Origin of the sequence: Pseudomonas sp. HMSC065H01 (genome assembly GCF_001815235.1) — a bacterium.
Classification (GTDB): domain Bacteria; phylum Pseudomonadota; class Gammaproteobacteria; order Pseudomonadales; family Pseudomonadaceae; genus Pseudomonas; species Pseudomonas aeruginosa.
In genome coordinates, this window is sequence record NZ_KV819923.1 from 1 (window position 1) to 17,937 (window position 17,937).

Consider the following 17,937-nt stretch of genomic DNA (forward strand, 5'->3'; position numbering starts at 1 on the left):
CGGTGAGTACCTGGAGGGCGATCGCGACTTCGTCGGCTTCAGCCGCGAAGCGGTCGAGCACCTGCAGAAGCTGATGGAGGAGTCCAATCTCTCCACCGGCGGCCACATCCTGTTCGCCCACTACCAGCAAGGCATGACCGACTACCTGGCGATCGCCCTGCTGCACCACAGCGAAGGCGTGGCGGTGAACGAGTCGCTGGAGGTCACCCCGTCGCGCCACCTGGACCTCGGCCAGTTGCACCTGGCCGCGCGGATCAATATCTCCGAATGGCGCAACAACAAGCAGTCGAAGCAGTACATCTCGTTCATCAAGGGCAAGGGCGGGAAGAAGGTCTCCGACTATTTCCGCGACTTCATCGGCTGCCAGGAAGGGGTGGATTCGCCGAGCGAGACGCGCACCCTGCTGAAAGCCTTCAGCGATTTCGTGGAAAGCGAGGACATGGCCGAGGAACAGGCCCGCGAGAAGACCGAGACGCTGGTCGACTACGCCACCTCCCAGGCGCGCATCGGCGAGCCGATGACCCTCGACGCGCTTTCGGAACTGATGGACGACCAGCAACCGCGGGCGTTCTACGACTACATCCGTAACAAGGACTACGGCCTGTCGCCGGAAATCCCGGCGGACAAGCGCACCCTCAACCAGTTCCGCCGCTTCACCGGCCGCGCCGAAGGCCTGTCGATCAGCTTCGAGGCGCACCTGCTGGGCTCCAAGGTGGAATACGACGAAGAGCGCGACATGCTGATCATCCGCCAGTTGCCGACCCAGTTGAAGGACCAGCTCAAGCGGCGCAAGGACTGACCCGCGCCGCCCCGGAGCGCCGCCGGCGCTCCCTTTCCCTCCTCAGCCGCAGGCCCAGTCGAAGCGCATGTCGCGGAAATCGAGCTGGGCGTTGCCGCCGCCGAAGTTGTAGCCGCCCAGGTATTCCTCGAACTCTACGTAGAAGGGACTCATCTCCGGCACGCCCTGCACCGGACGCATGGTGCCGCCGATATGGTTCGGCAGGTGCCCTTCCACCCAGGGATGCTCGCGGTAGTTGTCGCGCTCGATCTTGCCGTCCAGCCAGTAGTGCGGCAGCTGGTAGCCGCCGTCGCCGTATTCGCTGGGCACCACCCCGGCGTTGGGGTCTTGCGCCCGCGCCGTCCAGCGCAGCGGGTAGCGTTGCTGGTGGCCGGCCGCCGGGCGGCCACCGAGGGCGCGCAGCAGGTAGTAGTCGTCCTCCGCCCAGTCCGGCACGAAGCTGGCCGCCGAACCAGCCTCCAGCCACTGCGGCGGCTCGGTCTGCGCCAACAGCGGGTTACCCGCCGGCAGCGCCGGCGGCTGGCAGGGCGCGCCGCTGAATTCAGCGGCGTCGAGCAGGATCAACGCATAGGCGCCGCCGAGGATGTCCTCCATCCGATGCAGACGCGGATGGCTATTGCGCCCGGCCTCCCAGAACGGCCGCAGTTCCGCTTCGGCCGGCGGTTGCGCGGGCGGATCGATGAGCATCTCGCGAATGCCGTCGACGCTGGTCGGTCCACCGTCGTTCTGGTCCGGGGCGAGGGAGAAGAAGCTCAGCGCGACGATCTCCGGGCCATGCACCCGGTAGTCCTCCGGCAGCAGCAGGGTGAAGCCGTGCATCAGCGGATAGCCGGTGTCCGGATCCAGCGGCCACTGCTCCGGACGGATGCCCGGCGGCAGGCCGAAGCACCAGCCGTGGTTGGCTTCGCCGGCGTGCGCGACGTCGTTGACGATTTCGATGTCGTAGGCGTTCATGGCCACTCCCTGGTCGGTTTTTCCTGTTCCCGGCCACGCCGGCCGGGTGTCGCAGTGTAAAACGGAGTCCCCCGCAGGCGAAAGACTTTCAGCCCAGGCCCACGCCGAGCGCGGTGCCCAACCCATAGGTGAAGGCCGCGGCAAGGGTACCGACCAGCACCTGGCGCAACGCCGAGAACGCCAGCGGCCGCCCGGTGAAACGGGCGGTGACCGCGCCGCTGAACAGCAGCGCAAGCAGGCTGGACAGCAGGCTTGCGACCAGCGCCGCGGCACCGTCGAGGAACAGGAACGGCGCCACCGGCACCAGGGCGCCAAGGGAAAACAGCAGGAACGACGTGCCCGCCGCGTTCCACGGGTTGCCGCCCAACTCCGTCGGATCGATGCCGAGGGCCTCGCGGGACAAGGTGTCCAGCGCGCCACGACCGTCGTTCATCAGTTGCAGGGCCACGCGCCGGGCGGACACCTCGCTCAGCCCCTTGGCGGTGAAGATATCGATCAGTTCCTGGGTCTCGGTGTTCGGGCAGAGCCTGAGCAGGCGTTCTTCCTCGGCGATGCGCTTGCTCGCCATCTCGCGGGCGTTGGTCACCGACAGCCACTCGCCGAGGGCCATCGAACAGGCCCCGGACACCAGTCCGGCCATCCCGGTGAGGACGATGGACGAATGCGCCATGCTCGCACCCGCCACGCCCATCACCAGGCACAGGTTCGACACCAGGCCATCGTTGGCACCGAGCACTGCGGCGCGCAGCTTGGTGCCGGCGTCGCGGTCCGGCCTCGCCTCGGGCAACGCGCACTGCGGCGGATCGGCGTCCGGCCGCAGCGGCGGGGTCTCCGCCGGCATGCCTCAACGCGCCTCGATGCGAAAGCCCAGGCGCGGGAAATGCACATGCACGGTACCCGCCCGCGGGTCTTCGCGGCGCAGGATGAGTTCCTCGCTGCCGGCGAAGAGCAGTTCGCCCTGTACCGCGTCGACACCGTAGTCGGTGGCGGCGATGGCGACCGCCTGGCCGGGCAGGAAACCGTTGGGGTCGCTGAAGGATTCGTCCGGCAATGCCGCGGGCTGGCTGCCGCGAGCCACCTCCAGGGCTTCCTCCGCACTCATCTCGGCTGGCGCGCCATGGCCGAAGCCGAGCACCCGTCCCAACCAGGCCTGCACCTGCGGGTAATCGTCGACCAGCGGCGCGGTGACCGGCGTGCCCTTGAGGAACCACAGGCAGTGCGCCACGGCGAAGTCGGCGACGGACGCTTCGCCGAACAGGAAATCGCCGTCCTCGCGCGACAACTGGCGCTCCAGTCGCGCCATGAATGCCGGCCACTGGTGGCGCGCCTGTTCCAGCGGCAGGCGGCCGGCGCTGCCGCCGCTGAATAGCTGGCTGCGATCGGCCATGAAGGCCTTGAGGAATTCCGGCGGCAGCTTGCCGAAACGCACGGCGATGGACTCCGGGGCGAACGCCAGGCTTACCGCGTGCTGGAACAGCACCGCGTCGGCCCACTGGGCGAAGCTCGCGGCGACCATCTCCTGGCCTTCGGGAAACAGCGCCGGAACCGCCTTTTCCTGCTCCAGGCGACGGGCGATCAACGCGGTATCGCAATACACATCGGCGCCGACCTGCAACACCGGGGTCTTTCGATAGCCGCCGGTCAGCGCCACCAGGTCCGGCTTGGGCATCACCGGCGGAATCATCACCGAACGCCAGGACAGTTGCTTGAAACCGAGCAGCAGGCGCGCCTTCTCGGCGAAGGGCGAAGTGGGATAGTGATGCAGGATCAGCTCTGACATGGGCGCCTCCGGGCGGATGTGAGGCACCAGCTTAGCGCGGCTGGGAAAACACGCCTATGACAATCCGGGACATGAAGGGCGCCCCATCGCCTGGCCCGATGGGCCTGGCGATGGGCGCGCTCAATCCAGCCGGCACCCCTGGCGGGTGATGGTCATCCGCCGGTACGCCGCACGCGGCGCCTCGCGCGCCTCCAGGGCGGCGAGGAACTCCCGGGGTCGGTCCAGCGGCAGGCCGGTGAGGAAGGCGCTATCCAGCTCCCACCAGCGTGAGGCGAGCAGGCCCTCGATGATCTCCGGCGGATGCCGGTAGCGGATCACCTGCGCCGGAGTCCCGGCGACGATGGCATAGGGCGGCACGTCGCGAGTGACCACGGCGCGCGTGGCGATGATCGCCCCAGTCCCGACCTTGACCCCTTCCATCACCATCGCGCTGTGCCCGATCCAGACGTCGTGGCCGATTTCCGCGTAGCTCAGCGCCGGCTCGTAGCGCAGCGCGGTGCCGGTGTGCTGGAAGGGGTGGCTGCTCACCCAGTCGCTGGGATGGGTGTGTTTTTCCTGGCCGATGAAGCAGTCCGAGCCGATCGAGCAGAAACGCCCGATGGACGCCACCAGGGACAGGTCGGTGCCGCTGCGCACATAGCTGTAGGCGCCGATCTCCAGCCTCGGCGGGACGATGCGCAGGTGGCCGAGTTCGACCTGCTCCTCGAGCACCAGCGTGGTGCGCTTGCCGACACTGGCCGGGCCGCCGGCCAGCTTGCAGCCGCGGCGGCGGATCCAGCGTTTCCACCAATGATTCTTCAGGTAACCCACGAATACCCCATGACCGCAGATGAACGTCCTAGATTGCCGGCTCGCCGACCTCGCGCAACACCGGTACGCCGACCAACAGGCGCTCCTTGGCGCGCTTGCTCAGGGCCTTGATCGCCCGCTCGCGGCGCAGGGCGTCGCCCTTGCTGGCGCAGGCCTCGACGTAGACCAGCGCGCGGGCGGGGCTGGAATGGAAGAACCGCGCACCCTTGCCGCTGCAATGAGTGTCGAAGCGGCGCAGCGGATCGTCGCTGATGCCGCAGTACAACGCGCCGTTTTCCGCCCTCACCAGGTAGACCGACCAACACTTCCCGATCGCCGCCGTGGCGGCCGTCGCCTCACTCACTCCAGACCCGCTCCCGCATCCGCTCGCAATACGCCACCAGGCGCGGATAGCCTCGCGCCACATGGCTGAGTGGGGTATCCAGGGTCGCCTCGATGAGGTTGGCGAGGATACCGTAAGCGGCGGCATCGGCGCTGCACGGATGTTCGCCGCCGTAGTACGGGACCTGGCCAAGCAGGCCGTCGAGGGCATCGAGGTCGTCGCGGGCGAAGGCCAGCAGTTCGTCCCTGCCGTGGACCCCGAGTCCCTGCGCCCTGAGGGTAGCGCGGACCTTGCGGCGCATGGCCCAGGCCACCGCGTCGCGCACGCCGAATGGCAGCGAGCCGAAGAACACCGGCTTGAGCACGCGCCAGCTGTCCTCGTCGAACCAGCGGAAATACAGCATCAGGTAGTACAGGTGTTCGTCGCACAGGCGTGTGATCGCCCGTGCCCAGCCCTTGCCCCGGGCATCCAGGCCGGCGTCGAGAGTGACCCCGTAGCGCTCGCCGAGGGTACGGATGACGATCTCGCTGTCACCGATCGCCTCGCCCTCGATACGCACGTAGGGCAGCTTGCCCTTGGGCGCCTTGCGCGGGTCGCTGACGACCTTCACCTGATACTCCAGGCCGGCCAGGCGCAACCAGGTTTCCAGTTTCAGGCAGTAGGGACTGGCATTGGGTACGTTGAATGCGGCGGGGAACTGGAAGAGCGTGATCATCGCGGCGTCCTGCGGGTTGTCCGCGGCGAGCTTAGGAGATTATCCGCGCTTCGGCCACCGACAGCCTCAGCCGGCCGCCGGATGGGCAGCCTGGTAGGCGGCCAGGCCCTTGCGCGCCTGCCCGCGGATCGCCCGCTGCACCGGCGGCGCCCAGCCCAGCAGCAGGCCCTTGGCGCCAAGCGCCTGGCGGCTCCAGCGCCACAGGTCGAACTGGTCGCGATGCTCGACGATCAAACCGCCGGCGAAGCGGAAACGGGCCTCGATGCGATTCTCCACCCTGCGCCCGGTCTGGGTGAACAGGTAGTGGGCCACCCATTGCGCACGCCCCTCGTTCTCGTCGGCGCGGACGTTCGCGTAGTCCAGGCGGAAGTCCCGCGCCCGGCTGGTCAGCAGGCGCCACATGTCGCCCACCTCGCGCCCGCGCAGTTCGCCGAAGGCCGGGTCGTGGAAGGTCGCCTGGGGAGCGTAGCAGGCCGCCATGGCCTCGCCGTCGAGGCGCTGGAAGGCCTGGTAGAAGCGCTCGATCAGTTCGGCGTTGGGGTGGGCCATGCGGGGTTCCTTGCGATGATAGGGACTTGCCAGGCGTCCCCAGGCGGGAACGCCGTCGTGCCGGGTCGTTTCAGCCGAACCACTCGCGGGCGCTGCGCCAGAGGCAGATACCGACGAAATAGGCCGAGGCGGCGAACCACAGGCCGAGCAGGATCGGCAGGTCGGCCGGCTGCTGGACGATCAGCAGACCGCTGCTGATCAGCCAGACGAAAGTCACGGCGATGTTCAGCGGCATGAACTGGCGCACGCGGAACGGGTGGAGGAACTTCATCCGGGTCAGGGTCAGGGCAGCCAGCACCAGCACCGTGGCGAGGTTGACCCAGGGGTGCAGGTCGAGCACGTAGAAGTACACCGCCACCACGTTCCAGGCGGCCGGGAAGCCGACGAAGTAGTTATCGGTGCTCTTCATGTTGACGTTGCAGAAGCAGAACAGCGATGAAACCAGGATCACGCCCACCGCCAGCAGCTCGAAATGCTCCGGCAGGGGGATGTAGCGGTAGATGAAGATGGCCGGGATGAACACGTAGGTCAGGTAGTCGATCACCAGGTCGAGCACCGAGCCGTCGAAATGCGGCAGCATTTCCTTGACTTCGTACTTGCGCGCCAGGGTGCCGTCGAGGCCGTCCACCAGCAGGGCCAGGCCGAGCCAGAGCAGGCAGGCCTGGGGTTTGTTGTCGACCAGCGCGAGCAGGGCCAGCAAGGCCAGGATCACGCCACTGGCGGTGACGGCGTGGACGCCCCAGGCCTTGGCTTTGTTGATGGGAGTCATCGATAGGTTCACGGGCATTTCTCTTGTTCGGTGTTCGGCATGACGCGTCGCTCTATAGTGCACCGGCACCGGTGCGTCTGTCTGTTATCGGATTGTCGGTGCTGGCGAGAGTTCAGCCAGCCCCGCCGGTCAGCGAATCGGCGGCGCATAGTGCAGGCCGCCGAGATTCCATTGCGCGTTGAGGCCGCGCGGCATCTTCAGCGGGCTGCCGTCGCCGACGTTGCGGGCGAAGATCTCGCCATAGTTGCCGACCTGGCGCACCATCTGCACCACCCAGTCGCGCGGCAGTTGCAAGTCCTTGCCGGCGTCGCCCTCGCTGCCGAGCAGACGGGCGACGTCCGGGTTGCGGCTGTCCCTGGCCTGGCGCTCGACGTTGCTCGAGGTGACCCCCAGCTCCTCCGCGTTGAGCAGGCCGTACAGGGTCCAGCGGACGATGTTGAACCAGGCTTCGTCGCCCTGCCGCACGGCCGGGCCGAGCGGCTCCTTGGAGATCACTTCCGGCAGCACCACGTACTGCTCCGGCTTGGCCAGCTTCAGGCGCTGGGCGTAGAGCTGCGACTGGTCGGAGCTGAGCACGTCGCACTGCCCCGCCTCCAGGGCACGGGCGCTCTTCTCGTAGCTGTCGTCGAGCACCGCCTTGTAGCGGATGCCGTGGGCCCGGAAGTAGTCCGCCACGTTCAGCTCGTTGGTGGTGCCGGACTGGATGCACACCGTCGCGTCCTTCAGTTCGCGGGCGCTGGACACGCCGAGCTTGCGATTGACCAGGAAGCCCTGGCCGTCGAAATAGGTGACGCCGGTGAAGTGGATGCCCAGCGCGGTATCCCGCGAGCTGGTCCATGAGGTGTTGCGCGACAGCAGATCGACCGTGCCGGACTGCAACGCCGAAAACCGCTCGGTGGCGGACAGCGGGGTGAAGCGCACCTTCTCGGCATCGCCGAACAGCGCGGCGGCCAGCGCCCGGCAGATGTCGACGTCGAGCCCCTTGAAACGGCCCTTGGCGTCGGCGTAGGAGAACCCCGGCAGGCCGTCGCTGACGCCGCACTGCACGTAGCCCTTGCGCTTCACCGCATCCAGCGTCGCACCGGCCTCGGCCGTGGCGCTGGCGCCGAGGCAGACAGCGGCCAGCAGCAGCCAGGTACCTTTCATTATTGTCATCTGTTCGCCACTCCCTTCGCCGCCCCTGGGTGAACCGCCGGCCCCGCGCCGGTCGCTTCCCGGGCCGGTCGCCGCACTGTAACCGCAAGCGCCGCGGCACCGGCAGAGGCAGCCGGCGGCGCGACCGCGGCGGGCGACGAACGGCGTACCCGGCGCACTTCCCTTAGCAAAGCGCATCCGCGGGAAATTGGCGAATGCATGATCTGCGACAATCTGGCCGACTTGCGAGCGGGAAAGCGCCTGTTGTCGAATGGTCCTCCCATTCCGAACGCATATGCCCCCTGCCTGGAGCCGTCATGAGCGAACCCCTGATCCTCGATGCCCCGAATGCCGACGCCTGTATCATCTGGCTGCACGGCCTGGGCGCCGACCGTACCGACTTCAAACCGGTGGCCGAAGCCCTGCAGATGGTCCTGCCGAGCACCCGCTTCATCCTCCCCCAGGCGCCGAGCCAGGCGGTGACGGTCAATGGCGGCTGGGTCATGCCGAGCTGGTACGACATCCTTGCCTTCAGTCCAGCGCGGGCCATCGACGAAGACCAGTTGAACGCCTCCGCCGACCAGGTCATCGCTCTCATCGATGAACAGCGCGCCAAGGGCATCGCCGCCGAGCGGATCATCCTCGCCGGTTTCTCGCAGGGCGGCGCGGTGGTCCTGCATACCGCCTTCCGCCGCTACGCCCAGCCGCTAGGCGGGGTGCTGGCGCTATCCACCTACGCGCCGACCTTCGACGACCTGGCGCTGGACGAGCGCCACAAGCGGATTCCGGTCCTGCACCTGCACGGCAGCCAGGACGACGTGGTCGACCCGGCGCTTGGCCGCGCGGCCCATGACGCCTTGCAGGCGCAGGGCGTGGAGGTGGGCTGGCACGACTACCCGATGGGCCACGAGGTGTCCCTGGAGGAAATCCACGACATCGGCGCCTGGCTGCGCAAGCGCCTCTGACGCCCGGAGCTTCTCTCAGACGGCGTGCAGCCGGTAGTTCAGCGCGTAGCCGCCGAGCAGCTCTTCCAGCGCCGCCTGGCGTCTTTCGTCAAGCGCGGGAACGTGCAGGTGGGCGAGCTGGCCGTGGCGCTCGTCGGCGACCACCTCCACGCGGATATCCTCGGCGATTCTCCGGCTTTCCTCCTCCAGCACCCGGCGGATCGCGTCCAGGCGCAGCGCCGGCTTGAAGGTCTTGCCCACCGCGGTGACCGGCATGCTCTCGATCAGCCAGATATCCTTGGGCACCGCCGCGCGCTCCGGTACGTGGCGGCTGGCGTGCTCCAGCAGCTCTTCCTCGCTGGTGCTGGCGCCGGGCTTGAGCTGGATATACGCCACCGGCAGCTCGCCGGCCTTGGCGTCCGGCTTGCCCACCGCCGCCGCCAGGGCCACGGCCGGATGCCGGTGCAGCGCTTCTTCGATCATCTGTGGGTCGATGTTGTGGCCACCGCGAATGATCAGGTCCTTGCTGCGCCCGGTGAGCCAGATGTAGCCGTCCTCGTCGATACGACCGAGGTCGCCGGTATTGAACCAGCCATCGCCGATCCAGATATCGCGGTTCCGGTCCTGTTGCAGGTAGCCCTTGAACACCGTCGGGCCCTTCAGGCAGAGGTTGCCCACCTCGTTCGGCGCGGCATCGCGCAGGTAATTGCCCTCGCCGTCGAGCACCGCGACCTTCACCTGGCAGTACGGCAGGCGCAGGCCGATCGAACCCGGCCGGCGCTCGCCGCCACGCGGGTTGCAACTGGTGCCGCAGGTACCTTCGGTGAGGCCGTAGCCCTCGATCACCTTGAGCCCGGTACGCGCCTCGAACTGGCGGATCAGCTCCACCGGCATCGGCGCCGCGCCGCACAGGGCGAAACGCAGGCTGGACAGGTCGCGGCCATCGCTGGGGACCTGCAGCAACGCCGCGTAGATGGTCGGCACGCCACTGAAGCTGGTGACCCGGTAGCGTTCCACCAGCTTCCAGAAGTCCTGGATCAGGGTCGGATTGCGGTAGCCCTGGGGCCCGGCCAGGAGCACCTGGGCGCCGCGATGGAAGGGCGCCAGGCCGGTAACCATCACGCCGTTGACGTGGAACAGCGGCAGGCCGCAGAGCAGCACGTCGTCCACCCCGTAGTCGGCGTTCAGGCCCATGATCTCGGCCATCGCCACCTCGTTGAAGTGGCTGTGCGGCGCCAGCTTCGGCGTGCCGGTGGTGCCGCCGGTGTGGAAATAGGAAGCGACGTCGTCCGGATGGATCGCCCGTCCGCTCTCCAGGCGGTCTGCCGGGCAGTCGGCGATCAGCGTATCGAAGTCCAGCACGCCCTCCGGCAGCGGCCCGCGCTGGGCCTTGAGCGCCTCGCGCTGCGGCGCCGGTAACAGGTTGGCCGGATCGACCACGACGATCGCGTACAGCTCCGGCAACTGCGCGCGCAGGCCGGCGACCTTCTGCCACAGGTCGGTGCCGGGGAACGGCGCCAGGGTCACCAGCACCCGGGTGTTGGAGGCGCGGATCAGCTCGGCGATGTGCTCCGGCTCCAGCAGCGGGTTGATCGCATTGACGATCCCGGCAGCCTCGCCGCCCCAGATCACGTAGTGGGTCTGCGGCAGGTTGGGCAGCAGGAAGGACACCGCCTGGTGGCTTTCCAGGCCCAGCCGGTGCAAGGCGTTCGCGGTCTGGGTGACGCGGGCGAACAGCTCGGCATAGCTGATCCGCAACGGTTCTTCGGCGGCGCTGCCATGCAGCAGGCAGCTCAGGGCGATACGCTGGCCGTGGCGCTGGGCCGAGCGTTGCAACAGTTCGTAGGTGCTGGACGGCAGGTCGCGCTGTTCCAGCGGCACGCGTTCCAGGGCTTCGATATCGCTCAGCCCGACGATCGATGGGGACGGATTCATGGTTTTCTTGTTCTTCCGTTGGTGAGTGGGCGGACACTCGCCGGATCGCTCCGGCACCGTCCCGAAGATGCCACCCCCGTCGTCGCCCTACCGTTGTCTTTTTGTAGCGCGCCGCCGGTCGCGCGCACGAGTCCTCCCGAAGGCTGCCCCGGGCGCTTCGCGCAGCCCCCTCCAGGCCCCGTCCGGCCAGGGCTGGAGGGCGCCGGCCAAGCATGGATTTCTCCCCGCTGGCAACATGCTTTACACTGGCGCCCGTTCATTCCTTAACCACTACGAGATCGCCGTGCTCAAAGCACTCAAGAAAATCTTCGGCAAGGCCGACGGAACCCAGCCGCAGAGCGGTTCCTCCCCGGTCCCGCAAGGCCCTGCCGGCGCTACCGCGAAAGGTACCGCCCCCACCGGCGAAAAGCCGACCGAGAAACGCCCACGCAAACCGCGCCCCCCGCGCGCCGACAACGAGTCCGGCGCCCCGCGCGCCGCTGAAAAGGCCGAGAAAGGCGAAAAGCCCGCCAAACCCGCCGCCAAAGAAGGCCGGGACGCCAAGCCGCGCAGCGACAAGCCGCGCCGCGAACGCAAGCCGAAGCCGGTGGACAACTGGAAGCTGGAAGACTTCGTGGTCGAACCGCAGGAAGGCAAGACCCGCTTCCACGACTTCAACCTCGCCCCGAGCCTGATGCACGCCATCCATGACCTCGGCTTCCCCTACTGCACCCCGATCCAGGCGCAGGTACTGGGCTTCACCCTGCGCGGCCAGGACGCCATCGGCCGCGCCCAGACCGGCACCGGCAAGACCGCCGCGTTCCTCATCTCGATCATCACCCAGTTGCTGCAGACCCCGCCGCCGAAAGAGCGCTACATGGGCGAGCCGCGCGCGCTGATCATCGCCCCGACCCGCGAACTGGTGGTACAGATCGCCAAGGACGCCGCGGCGCTGACCAAGTACACCGGGCTGAACGTGATGACCTTCGTCGGCGGCATGGACTTCGACAAGCAACTCAAGCAGCTGGAAGCGCGCTTCTGCGACATCCTGGTAGCCACCCCAGGCCGTCTGCTGGACTTCAACCAGCGCGGCGAGGTGCACCTGGACATGGTCGAGGTGATGGTCCTCGACGAAGCCGACCGCATGCTCGACATGGGCTTCATCCCGCAGGTCCGGCAGATCATCCGGCAGACCCCGCACAAGGGCGAACGCCAGACCCTGCTGTTCTCGGCGACCTTCACCGACGACGTGATGAACCTCGCCAAGCAGTGGACCGTCGATCCGGCGATCGTCGAGATCGAGCCGGAGAACGTCGCCAGCGACACCGTCGAGCAGCATGTCTACGCCGTGGCCGGCAGCGACAAGTACAAGCTGCTGTACAACCTGGTGGCACAGAACAACTGGGAACGGGTGATGGTCTTCGCCAACCGCAAGGACGAAGTCCGCCGCATCGAGGAACGCCTGACCAAGGACGGCATCAGCGCCGCCCAGATGTCCGGCGACGTACCGCAGCACAAGCGCATCCGCACCCTGGAAGGCTTCCGCGAAGGCAAGATCCGCGTCCTGGTGGCAACCGACGTGGCCGGCCGCGGCATCCACATCGACGGCATCAGCCATGTGATCAACTTCACCCTGCCGGAAGACCCGGACGACTACGTGCACCGTATCGGTCGTACCGGCCGCGCCGGCGCCTCGGGCACCTCGATCAGCTTCGCCGGCGAGGACGATGCCTTCGCCCTGCCGCCGATCGAAGAACTGCTGGGCCGCAAGATCACCTGCGAGATGCCGCCGGCCGAACTGCTCAAGCCGGTACCGCGCAAGCACTGAACGCAGGCGTGGAGAAAAAAAGGCGAAGCCATCCGGCTTCGCCTTTTTCGTTTCTGCGACACGCAGGTGCCGCCGTCGGTCATCGAGGCGGGTCGGCGCTTGCCCGACAATACCTTAAAGTCCAGAATGGACAAATTGTTTACATCCATTCCGGAGATCGCATGAGCGCCGCCACTCCCCTGATCGTCCAGCAGGCCGAAGCCGAGCAACTGCTCGCCCGTATCGACGTCCTCCAGGCCATGCGCCAGCTGTTCCTCGACCTGGCCGCCGGCCAGGCGCTCCAGCCGGCCCAGCAACTGGTGGAGTTCCCCGCCGGTCGCGGCGACTTCATCAACTACCTCGGCGTGCTCGCCCAGGAACAGGTCTACGGAGTCAAGACTTCACCCTACATCGTTCGCGAACAGGGCCCGTTGGTCACCGCCTGGACCCTGCTGATGTCGATGCAGACCGGCCAGCCCTTGCTGCTCTGCGATGCCGCCCGGCTGACCACCGCGCGCACCGCCGCCACCACCGCCGTGGCGGTGGATGCCCTGGCTCCGGCCGAAGCCGGCCGCCTGGCGCTGATCGGCAGCGGACCGGTAGCCCATGCCCACCTGCAATACGTGAAGGGCCTGCGTGACTGGCAGGGCGTGCGAGTCCATTCGCCGTGCCTGGACGAGCGCCGCCTGCAAAGCCTGCGCGCCATCGACCCGCGCGCCGAAGCCGCCGGCAGCCTGGAGGAAGCGCTGGACGAAGCCGATGTGATCCTGCTCTGCACCTCCTCGGCCCGAGCAGTGATCGACCCGCGCCAACTCAAGCGCCCGGCGCTGGTCACCTCGATCAGCACCAACGCGCCCCGCGCCCATGAGGTACCGGCGGAAAGCCTGGCGGCCATGGACGTCTATTGCGACTACCGGCACACCACCCCAGGCTCCGCCGGCGAGATGCTGATCGCCGCCGAACAGCATGGCTGGAGCCCCGAGGCGATCCGCGGCGACCTCGCCGAACTGCTCAGCGGCCAGGCGCCACGTCCGGAATACCGGCGCCCGGCGTTCTTCCGCTCGATCGGCCTGGGCCTGGAAGACGTAGCCCTGGCCAACGCCCTCTACCGCCTGCGCCAGGCAGGCTGATCGCGTGATGCAGGAGAGCAGCATGATCGAAGCGGATTACCTCGTCATCGGTGCCGGCATCGCCGGCGCATCCACCGGCTACTGGCTGTCGGCCCACGGCCGGGTCGTGGTGCTGGAGCGCGAGGCGCAGCCCGGCTACCACTCCACCGGCCGCTCCGCCGCGCACTACACGGTGGCCTACGGCACACCCCAGGTGCGCGCGCTCACCGCCGCCAGCCGGGCCTTCTTCGACAACCCGCCGGCCGGCTTCTGCGAGCATCCGCTGCTCAGCCCGCGTCCGGAAATGGTGGTCGACTTCAGCGACGATCCGGAAGAACTCCGCCGCCAATACGAAAGCGGCAAGGCGCTGGTGCCGCAGATGCGCCTGCTGGACGCGGAACAGGCCTGCTCGATCGTGCCGGTGCTGCGTCGCGACAAGGTCTTCGGCGCCACCTACGACCCCACCGGCGCCGACATCGATACCGACGCCCTGCACCAGGGCTACCTGCGCGGCATCCGCCGCAACCAGGGGCAGGTCCTGTGCAACCACGAAGCGCTGGAGATCCGCCGGGTCGACGGCGCCTGGGAAGTCCGCTGCGACGCCGGCAGCTACCGCGCGGCGGTGCTGGTCAACGCCGCAGGCGCCTGGTGCGACGCCATCGCCGGGCTGGCCGGCGTCCGCCCACTGGGCCTGCAGCCCAAGCGCCGCTCGGCCTTCATCTTCGCCCCGCCGCCGGGCATCGACTGCCACGACTGGCCGATGCTGGTCAGCCTCGACGAATCCTTCTACCTGAAGCCGGACGCCGGCATGTTGCTCGGCTCGCCGGCCAACGCCGATCCGGTCGAGGCCCACGACGTGCAGCCCGAGCAACTGGACATCGCCACCGGCATGTACCTGATCGAAGAAGCCACCACCCTCACCATTCGCCGCCCGGAACACACCTGGGCAGGGCTGCGCTCGTTCGTCGCCGACGGCGACCTGGTGGCCGGCTACGCCTCCGATGCGGAAGGCTTCTTCTGGGTCGCCGCCCAGGGCGGCTACGGTATCCAGACCTCGGCGGCGATGGGCGAGGCCAGCGCCGCGCTGATCCGCCACCAGCCGCTGCCGGCGCACCTGCGCGAGCACGGCCTGGACGAGGCGATGCTGTCGCCGCGCCGCCTGTCCCCCTGATGACCCGGCGGCGGGTTTGCGGCACACTCGCCTCGCCCGCCGTCCCACGAGAGTTCCTGCGCATGAGCCCGAGCCAAGACCCCAGCCTGGAGAACTACCGGGCGATCGCCGACGGCATCGCCACCCTGTTCTTCCCCCACGCCGAAGTGGTCCTGCACGACCTGCGCAGCCAGCGGGTCGACTACATCGCCAACAACCTGTCCAAGCGCGAGGTCGGCGACGACTCGGCGCTGGAAGACATGCTCGAAGGCGATAGCGACGAGCGCAACATCGGTCCCTACGAGAAGCTCAACTGGGACGGGCAGAAGATCCGCTCGGTCAGCACCGTGCTGCGCGACGCCGCCGGCCAGCCGCTGGCGGTGCTGTGCATCAACCTGAATATCAGCCTGTTCGAGAGCGCCAAGGCGGCGCTCGACCTGTTCCTCTCGCCGAGCAAGCTGATCCCGCAACCGGACGCGCTGTTCCGCGACGACTGGCAGGAGCGCATCAACACCTTCCTGCACGGCTGGCTGCGGCAGCGCCAGCTCGGCTTGAACCTGCTGACCCGCGAGCACAAGCGCGAACTGGTCCTGGCCCTGCACGCCGAGGGCGCGTTCAAGGGCAAGAGCGCCGCCAACTATGTGGCCAACGTGCTGAACATGGGCCGGGCGACGGTCTACAAGCACCTCAAGGAGCTGAAGGAAGGCGGCGACTGACGGCAGCCGCCGCCGGCGAGCGGTCAGTCGCCGTAGATGTCGCTCTTGAAGTACTTGCCCTCGATGCGCTTGTAGGTCCCGTCGGCACGAATCGCGTCGATCGCCGCGTTGAGCTTGCCGACCAGCTCGGCGTCCCCCTTGCGCACCGCGATCCCGGCGCCCTCGCCGAAGTATTTCGGGTCCTTGAACTCCGGCCCGACGAAAGCGTAGCCCTTGCCGCGCGGGGTATCGAGGAAGCCGGTCTGCAGCGGGATGGAGTCGGCGAAGGTGGCGTCGAGGCGGCCGGCCACCAGGTCCAGGTAGATCTCGTCCTGGCTGGTGTAGCGCACCACTTCAGCACCGGCCTTGGCCAGCACCGCGCTGGCGAAGCGGTCGGCGGTAGCGCCGCGCTGCACGCCGATGCGCTTGCCGGCCAACTGGCTGAAGCTGTCGTCGAGCTGGGCGCCTTCCTTCATCACCAGGCGGCCCGGCGTGAAGTAGTACTTGTGGGTGAAGTCCACCGAGCGCCGGCGCTCCTCGGTGATGGTGATGGAGGACAGCGCGGCGTCTATCTTGCGAACTTTCAGCGAGGGAATCAGGCCGTCGTACTCCTGCTCGATCCACTGGCACTTCACCTGCATCTGCGCGCACAGCGCGTTGCCGATGTCGTAGTCGAAGCCGGCCAGTTCGCCTTCGGCGGTCTTGAAGGAAAACGGCGGGTAGGCGGCCTCGATGCCGATCCGCAGGTTGCCATCGGCGGCGACGGCGGATCCGCTGGCGAGCACGCCGAGCAGCAGGCCTCCCAGCAGGTTCTTGGTGTTCAGCGACTTGATCATGGACGACTCCAGGGGTGACGAAGGTGCGCCCGCGGCCCGGGCGGGAAATAGACGGTGATCTGTCCTTATACTTTTCGTCCAATCTGGACCAAAAAGTACACACCGTCAATCGCCGTCCCTCCTCCGCTACCCCTCCTTACCTCCTTCGAGGAATAGGCCCGCCGGCCCGCGGGACTTAGTCTTGAGCCATACACAGCCACCCCGCGAGGTGTTCCGCTACGCAGACATCACCCCTTGCTCCATTTCAGCTATCACGGTTAAGGCTCTATTTACGCCTGGATCCCCGCGTCACGCTCATGCCGCGGGGATTTTTTCGTTTCGTCAACGCCCTTGAAAGGCTTCGCTACCCGTCGCAAACCGCGCTCCGCCAGCTAGCGCGCCCAGGTCGGCGCCGAGCGCGAGTACCGAAGGGTGCCTGAGCGACGTACGGGACCCGGTCGGGCTGGACATGCCCGGCCACCCGGACGCGCGGCGCAGCTAGGTGATCGCACGCAGTTCCTGCGACGGTTATGCCGTGATGTTTTCCGGGGGCGAGCTGTACAGCAGCGAGACCGGCGACGAGACCCTGCTGGCCTACCAGAAGAGCGGCCTCGCCCTGGCCGCTGGCGAAGGCCCGCTGGAGGCGCCCCGAGTCGCCTCAGCCGCCGCTCATGTTCATGAAGCGCAGCACCTGCACCTCGCCGGCGGCGCTGAATTCATGGCGCGCCGGCTTGCGCTGGAGCGCCTCGCCGATCGCTTCCAGCAACGGCCCGTCGTGCAGCGGGTGGCGGCGCAGCAGCGCGCGCAGGTCGAGCGAATGCTCGTGGCCGAGGCACAGCAGCAGGCGGCCCTCGACGGTCAGGCGCAGGCGGTTGCAGGTGGCGCAGAAGTTGTGCGAGTGCGGCGAGATGAAGCCGATGCGTGTCTGTGGATGCTCGACCAGGCGCACGTAGCGCGCCGGCCCGCCGCTCTGCTCGGCGCTGTCGAGCAAGGCGTGGCGCTGGGCGATCAGCGCGCGTACTTCGTCGCTGGAGCAGAAGCTCTCGCCACGTTCGCGGCCGACCTGGCCAAGCGGCATCTCCTCGATGAAGCTGATATCCAGGCCGCGGGCGATGGCGAAGTCCACCAGCGCCGGCACCTCATCGGCGTTGCGCCCCTTCATCACCACCGCGTTCAGCTTGATCCGGCGGAAACCGGCGGCCTGGGCGGCGTCGATGCCGGCCAGCACCTTGTCCAGCTCGCCGTTGCGGGTGATCGCCCGGAAGCGCAGCGGATCGAGGGTATCGAGGCTGATGTTGAGACGCGACAGGCCGGCGTCGTACAACGGCCGGGCGTAGCGCACCAGTTGCGAGCCGTTGCTGGTCATGCACAGTTCGCGCAACCCCGGCAGTGCCGCCAGGCGCTCGCACAGGCCGACGATGCCGGGCCGCACCAGCGGCTCGCCGCCGGTCAGGCGCAGCTTGCGCACACCGCCGGCGACGAACAGCCGGGCGACCCGCTCGATCTCCTCCAGGGTCAGCACCTGCTGGCGCGGCAGGAAGCGCATGTCCTCGGCCATGCAGTAGACACAGCGGAAGTCGCAACGGTCGGTGACCGACAGGCGCAGGTAGTCGATCTGTCGGCCTTGGCCATCGATCCAGTCGGTCATGTCCTGGGTACTCCGTTTGATCT

General features: G+C 67.8%; 18 protein-coding genes. 6 read left to right on the forward strand and 12 right to left on the reverse strand.

The genetic code is table 11. From position 1 onward, the window contains the following. Positions 1 to 799 (forward strand): nucleoid-associated protein YejK (gene yejK, locus HMPREF3014_RS26070; protein ID WP_070753854.1); only part of this gene is annotated, 799 nt, incomplete at its 5' end. Positions 800 to 841: 42 nt separating this feature from the next. Here yejK and HMPREF3014_RS26075 read toward each other — a convergent pair. The 9 genes from HMPREF3014_RS26075 to HMPREF3014_RS26115 all read right to left on the reverse strand — a co-directional run bounded on the left by HMPREF3014_RS26075 (position 842) and on the right by HMPREF3014_RS26115 (position 7,853). Then, positions 842 to 1,753, reverse strand: coding sequence for a hypothetical protein (locus HMPREF3014_RS26075; RefSeq protein WP_023087022.1), 912 nt, complete (start codon positions 1,751 to 1,753; stop codon positions 842 to 844). Between the two features lie 88 nt (positions 1,754 to 1,841). Next, positions 1,842 to 2,594, reverse strand: coding sequence for a VIT1/CCC1 transporter family protein (locus HMPREF3014_RS26080; RefSeq protein ID WP_003105033.1), 753 nt, complete (start codon positions 2,592 to 2,594; stop codon positions 1,842 to 1,844). A gap of 3 nt (positions 2,595 to 2,597) precedes the next feature. Then, positions 2,598 to 3,533, reverse strand: a complete 936-nt coding sequence (locus HMPREF3014_RS26085; RefSeq protein ID WP_003092916.1) for a glutathione S-transferase family protein — start codon at positions 3,531 to 3,533, stop codon at positions 2,598 to 2,600. A 120-nt stretch (positions 3,534 to 3,653) separates the two neighbouring features. Continuing rightward, positions 3,654 to 4,343, reverse strand: coding sequence for a CatB-related O-acetyltransferase (locus tag HMPREF3014_RS26090; protein ID WP_003092917.1), 690 nt, complete (start codon positions 4,341 to 4,343; stop codon positions 3,654 to 3,656). Between the two features lie 28 nt (positions 4,344 to 4,371). Continuing rightward, a complete protein-coding gene (locus tag HMPREF3014_RS26095) occupies positions 4,372 to 4,686 on the reverse strand; it encodes a GIY-YIG nuclease family protein (RefSeq protein WP_003119275.1) in 315 nt (104 codons plus the stop codon). Continuing rightward, positions 4,679 to 5,380, reverse strand: a complete 702-nt coding sequence (locus tag HMPREF3014_RS26100; RefSeq protein WP_003092922.1) for a glutathione S-transferase C-terminal domain-containing protein — start codon at positions 5,378 to 5,380, stop codon at positions 4,679 to 4,681. Before HMPREF3014_RS26100 ends, HMPREF3014_RS26095 begins: the two co-directional genes overlap by 8 nt. A gap of 66 nt (positions 5,381 to 5,446) precedes the next feature. Next, positions 5,447 to 5,929, reverse strand: a complete 483-nt coding sequence (locus HMPREF3014_RS26105; RefSeq protein WP_003118297.1) for a nuclear transport factor 2 family protein — start codon at positions 5,927 to 5,929, stop codon at positions 5,447 to 5,449. Between the two features lie 70 nt (positions 5,930 to 5,999). Continuing rightward, the gene (pcsA, locus tag HMPREF3014_RS26110) at positions 6,000 to 6,716 is read right to left on the reverse strand and encodes a phosphatidylcholine synthase (protein ID WP_003105024.1); all 717 of its coding nucleotides are present in this window, start codon (positions 6,714 to 6,716) and stop codon (positions 6,000 to 6,002) included. Positions 6,717 to 6,827: 111 nt separating this feature from the next. Further along, positions 6,828 to 7,853 (reverse strand): amino acid ABC transporter substrate-binding protein, encoded by a 1,026-nt coding sequence (locus HMPREF3014_RS26115; RefSeq protein ID WP_003119272.1) that lies wholly within the window; start codon positions 7,851 to 7,853, stop codon positions 6,828 to 6,830. 296 nt (positions 7,854 to 8,149) lie between these two features. On the opposite strand from HMPREF3014_RS26115, the gene HMPREF3014_RS26120 reads away from it, so the two are divergent. After that, positions 8,150 to 8,797 (forward strand): alpha/beta hydrolase, encoded by a 648-nt coding sequence (locus tag HMPREF3014_RS26120; protein WP_003105021.1) that lies wholly within the window; start codon positions 8,150 to 8,152, stop codon positions 8,795 to 8,797. A gap of 15 nt (positions 8,798 to 8,812) precedes the next feature. Here HMPREF3014_RS26120 and HMPREF3014_RS26125 read toward each other — a convergent pair whose 3' ends face one another. Further along, positions 8,813 to 10,711, reverse strand: coding sequence for an acyl-CoA synthetase (locus HMPREF3014_RS26125; protein WP_023087021.1), 1,899 nt, complete (start codon positions 10,709 to 10,711; stop codon positions 8,813 to 8,815). A 283-nt stretch (positions 10,712 to 10,994) separates the two neighbouring features. On the opposite strand from HMPREF3014_RS26125, the gene rhlB reads away from it, so the two are divergent. From rhlB to dauR, 4 genes are all read left to right on the forward strand, one after another. Beyond that, entirely contained in the window at positions 10,995 to 12,518 is a 1,524-nt protein-coding gene (rhlB, locus tag HMPREF3014_RS26130; RefSeq protein ID WP_003158777.1) for an ATP-dependent RNA helicase RhlB, read from the forward strand. A 161-nt stretch (positions 12,519 to 12,679) separates the two neighbouring features. Then, a complete protein-coding gene (gene dauB, locus HMPREF3014_RS26135) occupies positions 12,680 to 13,627 on the forward strand; it encodes an NAD(P)H-dependent anabolic L-arginine dehydrogenase DauB (protein ID WP_003119268.1) in 948 nt (315 codons plus the stop codon). Between the two features lie 22 nt (positions 13,628 to 13,649). Further along, positions 13,650 to 14,777 carry an FAD-dependent catabolic D-arginine dehydrogenase DauA gene (dauA, locus tag HMPREF3014_RS26140; protein ID WP_023087020.1) on the forward strand — a complete coding sequence of 376 codons (1,128 nt, stop codon included), beginning with the start codon at positions 13,650 to 13,652 and terminating at the stop codon, positions 14,775 to 14,777. 62 nt (positions 14,778 to 14,839) lie between these two features. Continuing rightward, a complete protein-coding gene (gene dauR, locus HMPREF3014_RS26145; protein ID WP_003092943.1) occupies positions 14,840 to 15,472 on the forward strand; it encodes a transcriptional regulator DauR in 633 nt (210 codons plus the stop codon). A gap of 23 nt (positions 15,473 to 15,495) precedes the next feature. On the opposite strand, the gene HMPREF3014_RS26150 is transcribed toward dauR, so the two are convergent. Together HMPREF3014_RS26150 and moaA are read right to left on the reverse strand one after the other, a co-directional pair. Beyond that, the gene (locus HMPREF3014_RS26150) at positions 15,496 to 16,287 is read right to left on the reverse strand and encodes an ABC transporter substrate-binding protein (RefSeq protein ID WP_003118292.1); all 792 of its coding nucleotides are present in this window, start codon (positions 16,285 to 16,287) and stop codon (positions 15,496 to 15,498) included. A gap of 637 nt (positions 16,288 to 16,924) precedes the next feature. Next, complete coding sequence (gene moaA / locus HMPREF3014_RS26155; RefSeq protein ID WP_003092949.1) at positions 16,925 to 17,914, reverse strand: GTP 3',8-cyclase MoaA; 990 nt, start codon at positions 17,912 to 17,914, stop codon at positions 16,925 to 16,927. Between the last annotated feature and the right edge of the window lie 23 nt (positions 17,915 to 17,937).

Bases quoted from the DNA above. Each gene is read 5' to 3' on its own strand.
- HMPREF3014_RS26075 (WP_023087022.1), bottom strand. From the start codon at position 1,753: ATGAACGCCTACGACATCGAAATCGTCAACGACGTCGCGCACGCCGGC.
- HMPREF3014_RS26080 (WP_003105033.1), bottom strand. From the start codon at position 2,594: ATGCCGGCGGAGACCCCGCCGCTGCGGCCGGACGCCGATCCGCCGCAG.
- HMPREF3014_RS26085 (WP_003092916.1), bottom strand. From the start codon at position 3,533: ATGTCAGAGCTGATCCTGCATCACTATCCCACTTCGCCCTTCGCCGAG.
- HMPREF3014_RS26100 (WP_003092922.1), bottom strand. From the start codon at position 5,380: ATGATCACGCTCTTCCAGTTCCCCGCCGCATTCAACGTACCCAATGCC.
- HMPREF3014_RS26105 (WP_003118297.1), bottom strand. From the start codon at position 5,929: ATGGCCCACCCCAACGCCGAACTGATCGAGCGCTTCTACCAGGCCTTC.
- pcsA (WP_003105024.1), bottom strand. From the start codon at position 6,716: ATGCCCGTGAACCTATCGATGACTCCCATCAACAAAGCCAAGGCCTGG.
- HMPREF3014_RS26115 (WP_003119272.1), bottom strand. From the start codon at position 7,853: ATGACAATAATGAAAGGTACCTGGCTGCTGCTGGCCGCTGTCTGCCTC.
- HMPREF3014_RS26120 (WP_003105021.1), top strand. From the start codon at position 8,150: ATGAGCGAACCCCTGATCCTCGATGCCCCGAATGCCGACGCCTGTATC.
- HMPREF3014_RS26125 (WP_023087021.1), bottom strand. From the start codon at position 10,711: ATGAATCCGTCCCCATCGATCGTCGGGCTGAGCGATATCGAAGCCCTG.
- dauB (WP_003119268.1), top strand. From the start codon at position 12,680: ATGAGCGCCGCCACTCCCCTGATCGTCCAGCAGGCCGAAGCCGAGCAA.
- dauA (WP_023087020.1), top strand. From the start codon at position 13,650: ATGATCGAAGCGGATTACCTCGTCATCGGTGCCGGCATCGCCGGCGCA.
- dauR (WP_003092943.1), top strand. From the start codon at position 14,840: ATGAGCCCGAGCCAAGACCCCAGCCTGGAGAACTACCGGGCGATCGCC.
- HMPREF3014_RS26150 (WP_003118292.1), bottom strand. From the start codon at position 16,287: ATGATCAAGTCGCTGAACACCAAGAACCTGCTGGGAGGCCTGCTGCTC.
- moaA (WP_003092949.1), bottom strand. From the start codon at position 17,914: ATGACCGACTGGATCGATGGCCAAGGCCGACAGATCGACTACCTGCGC.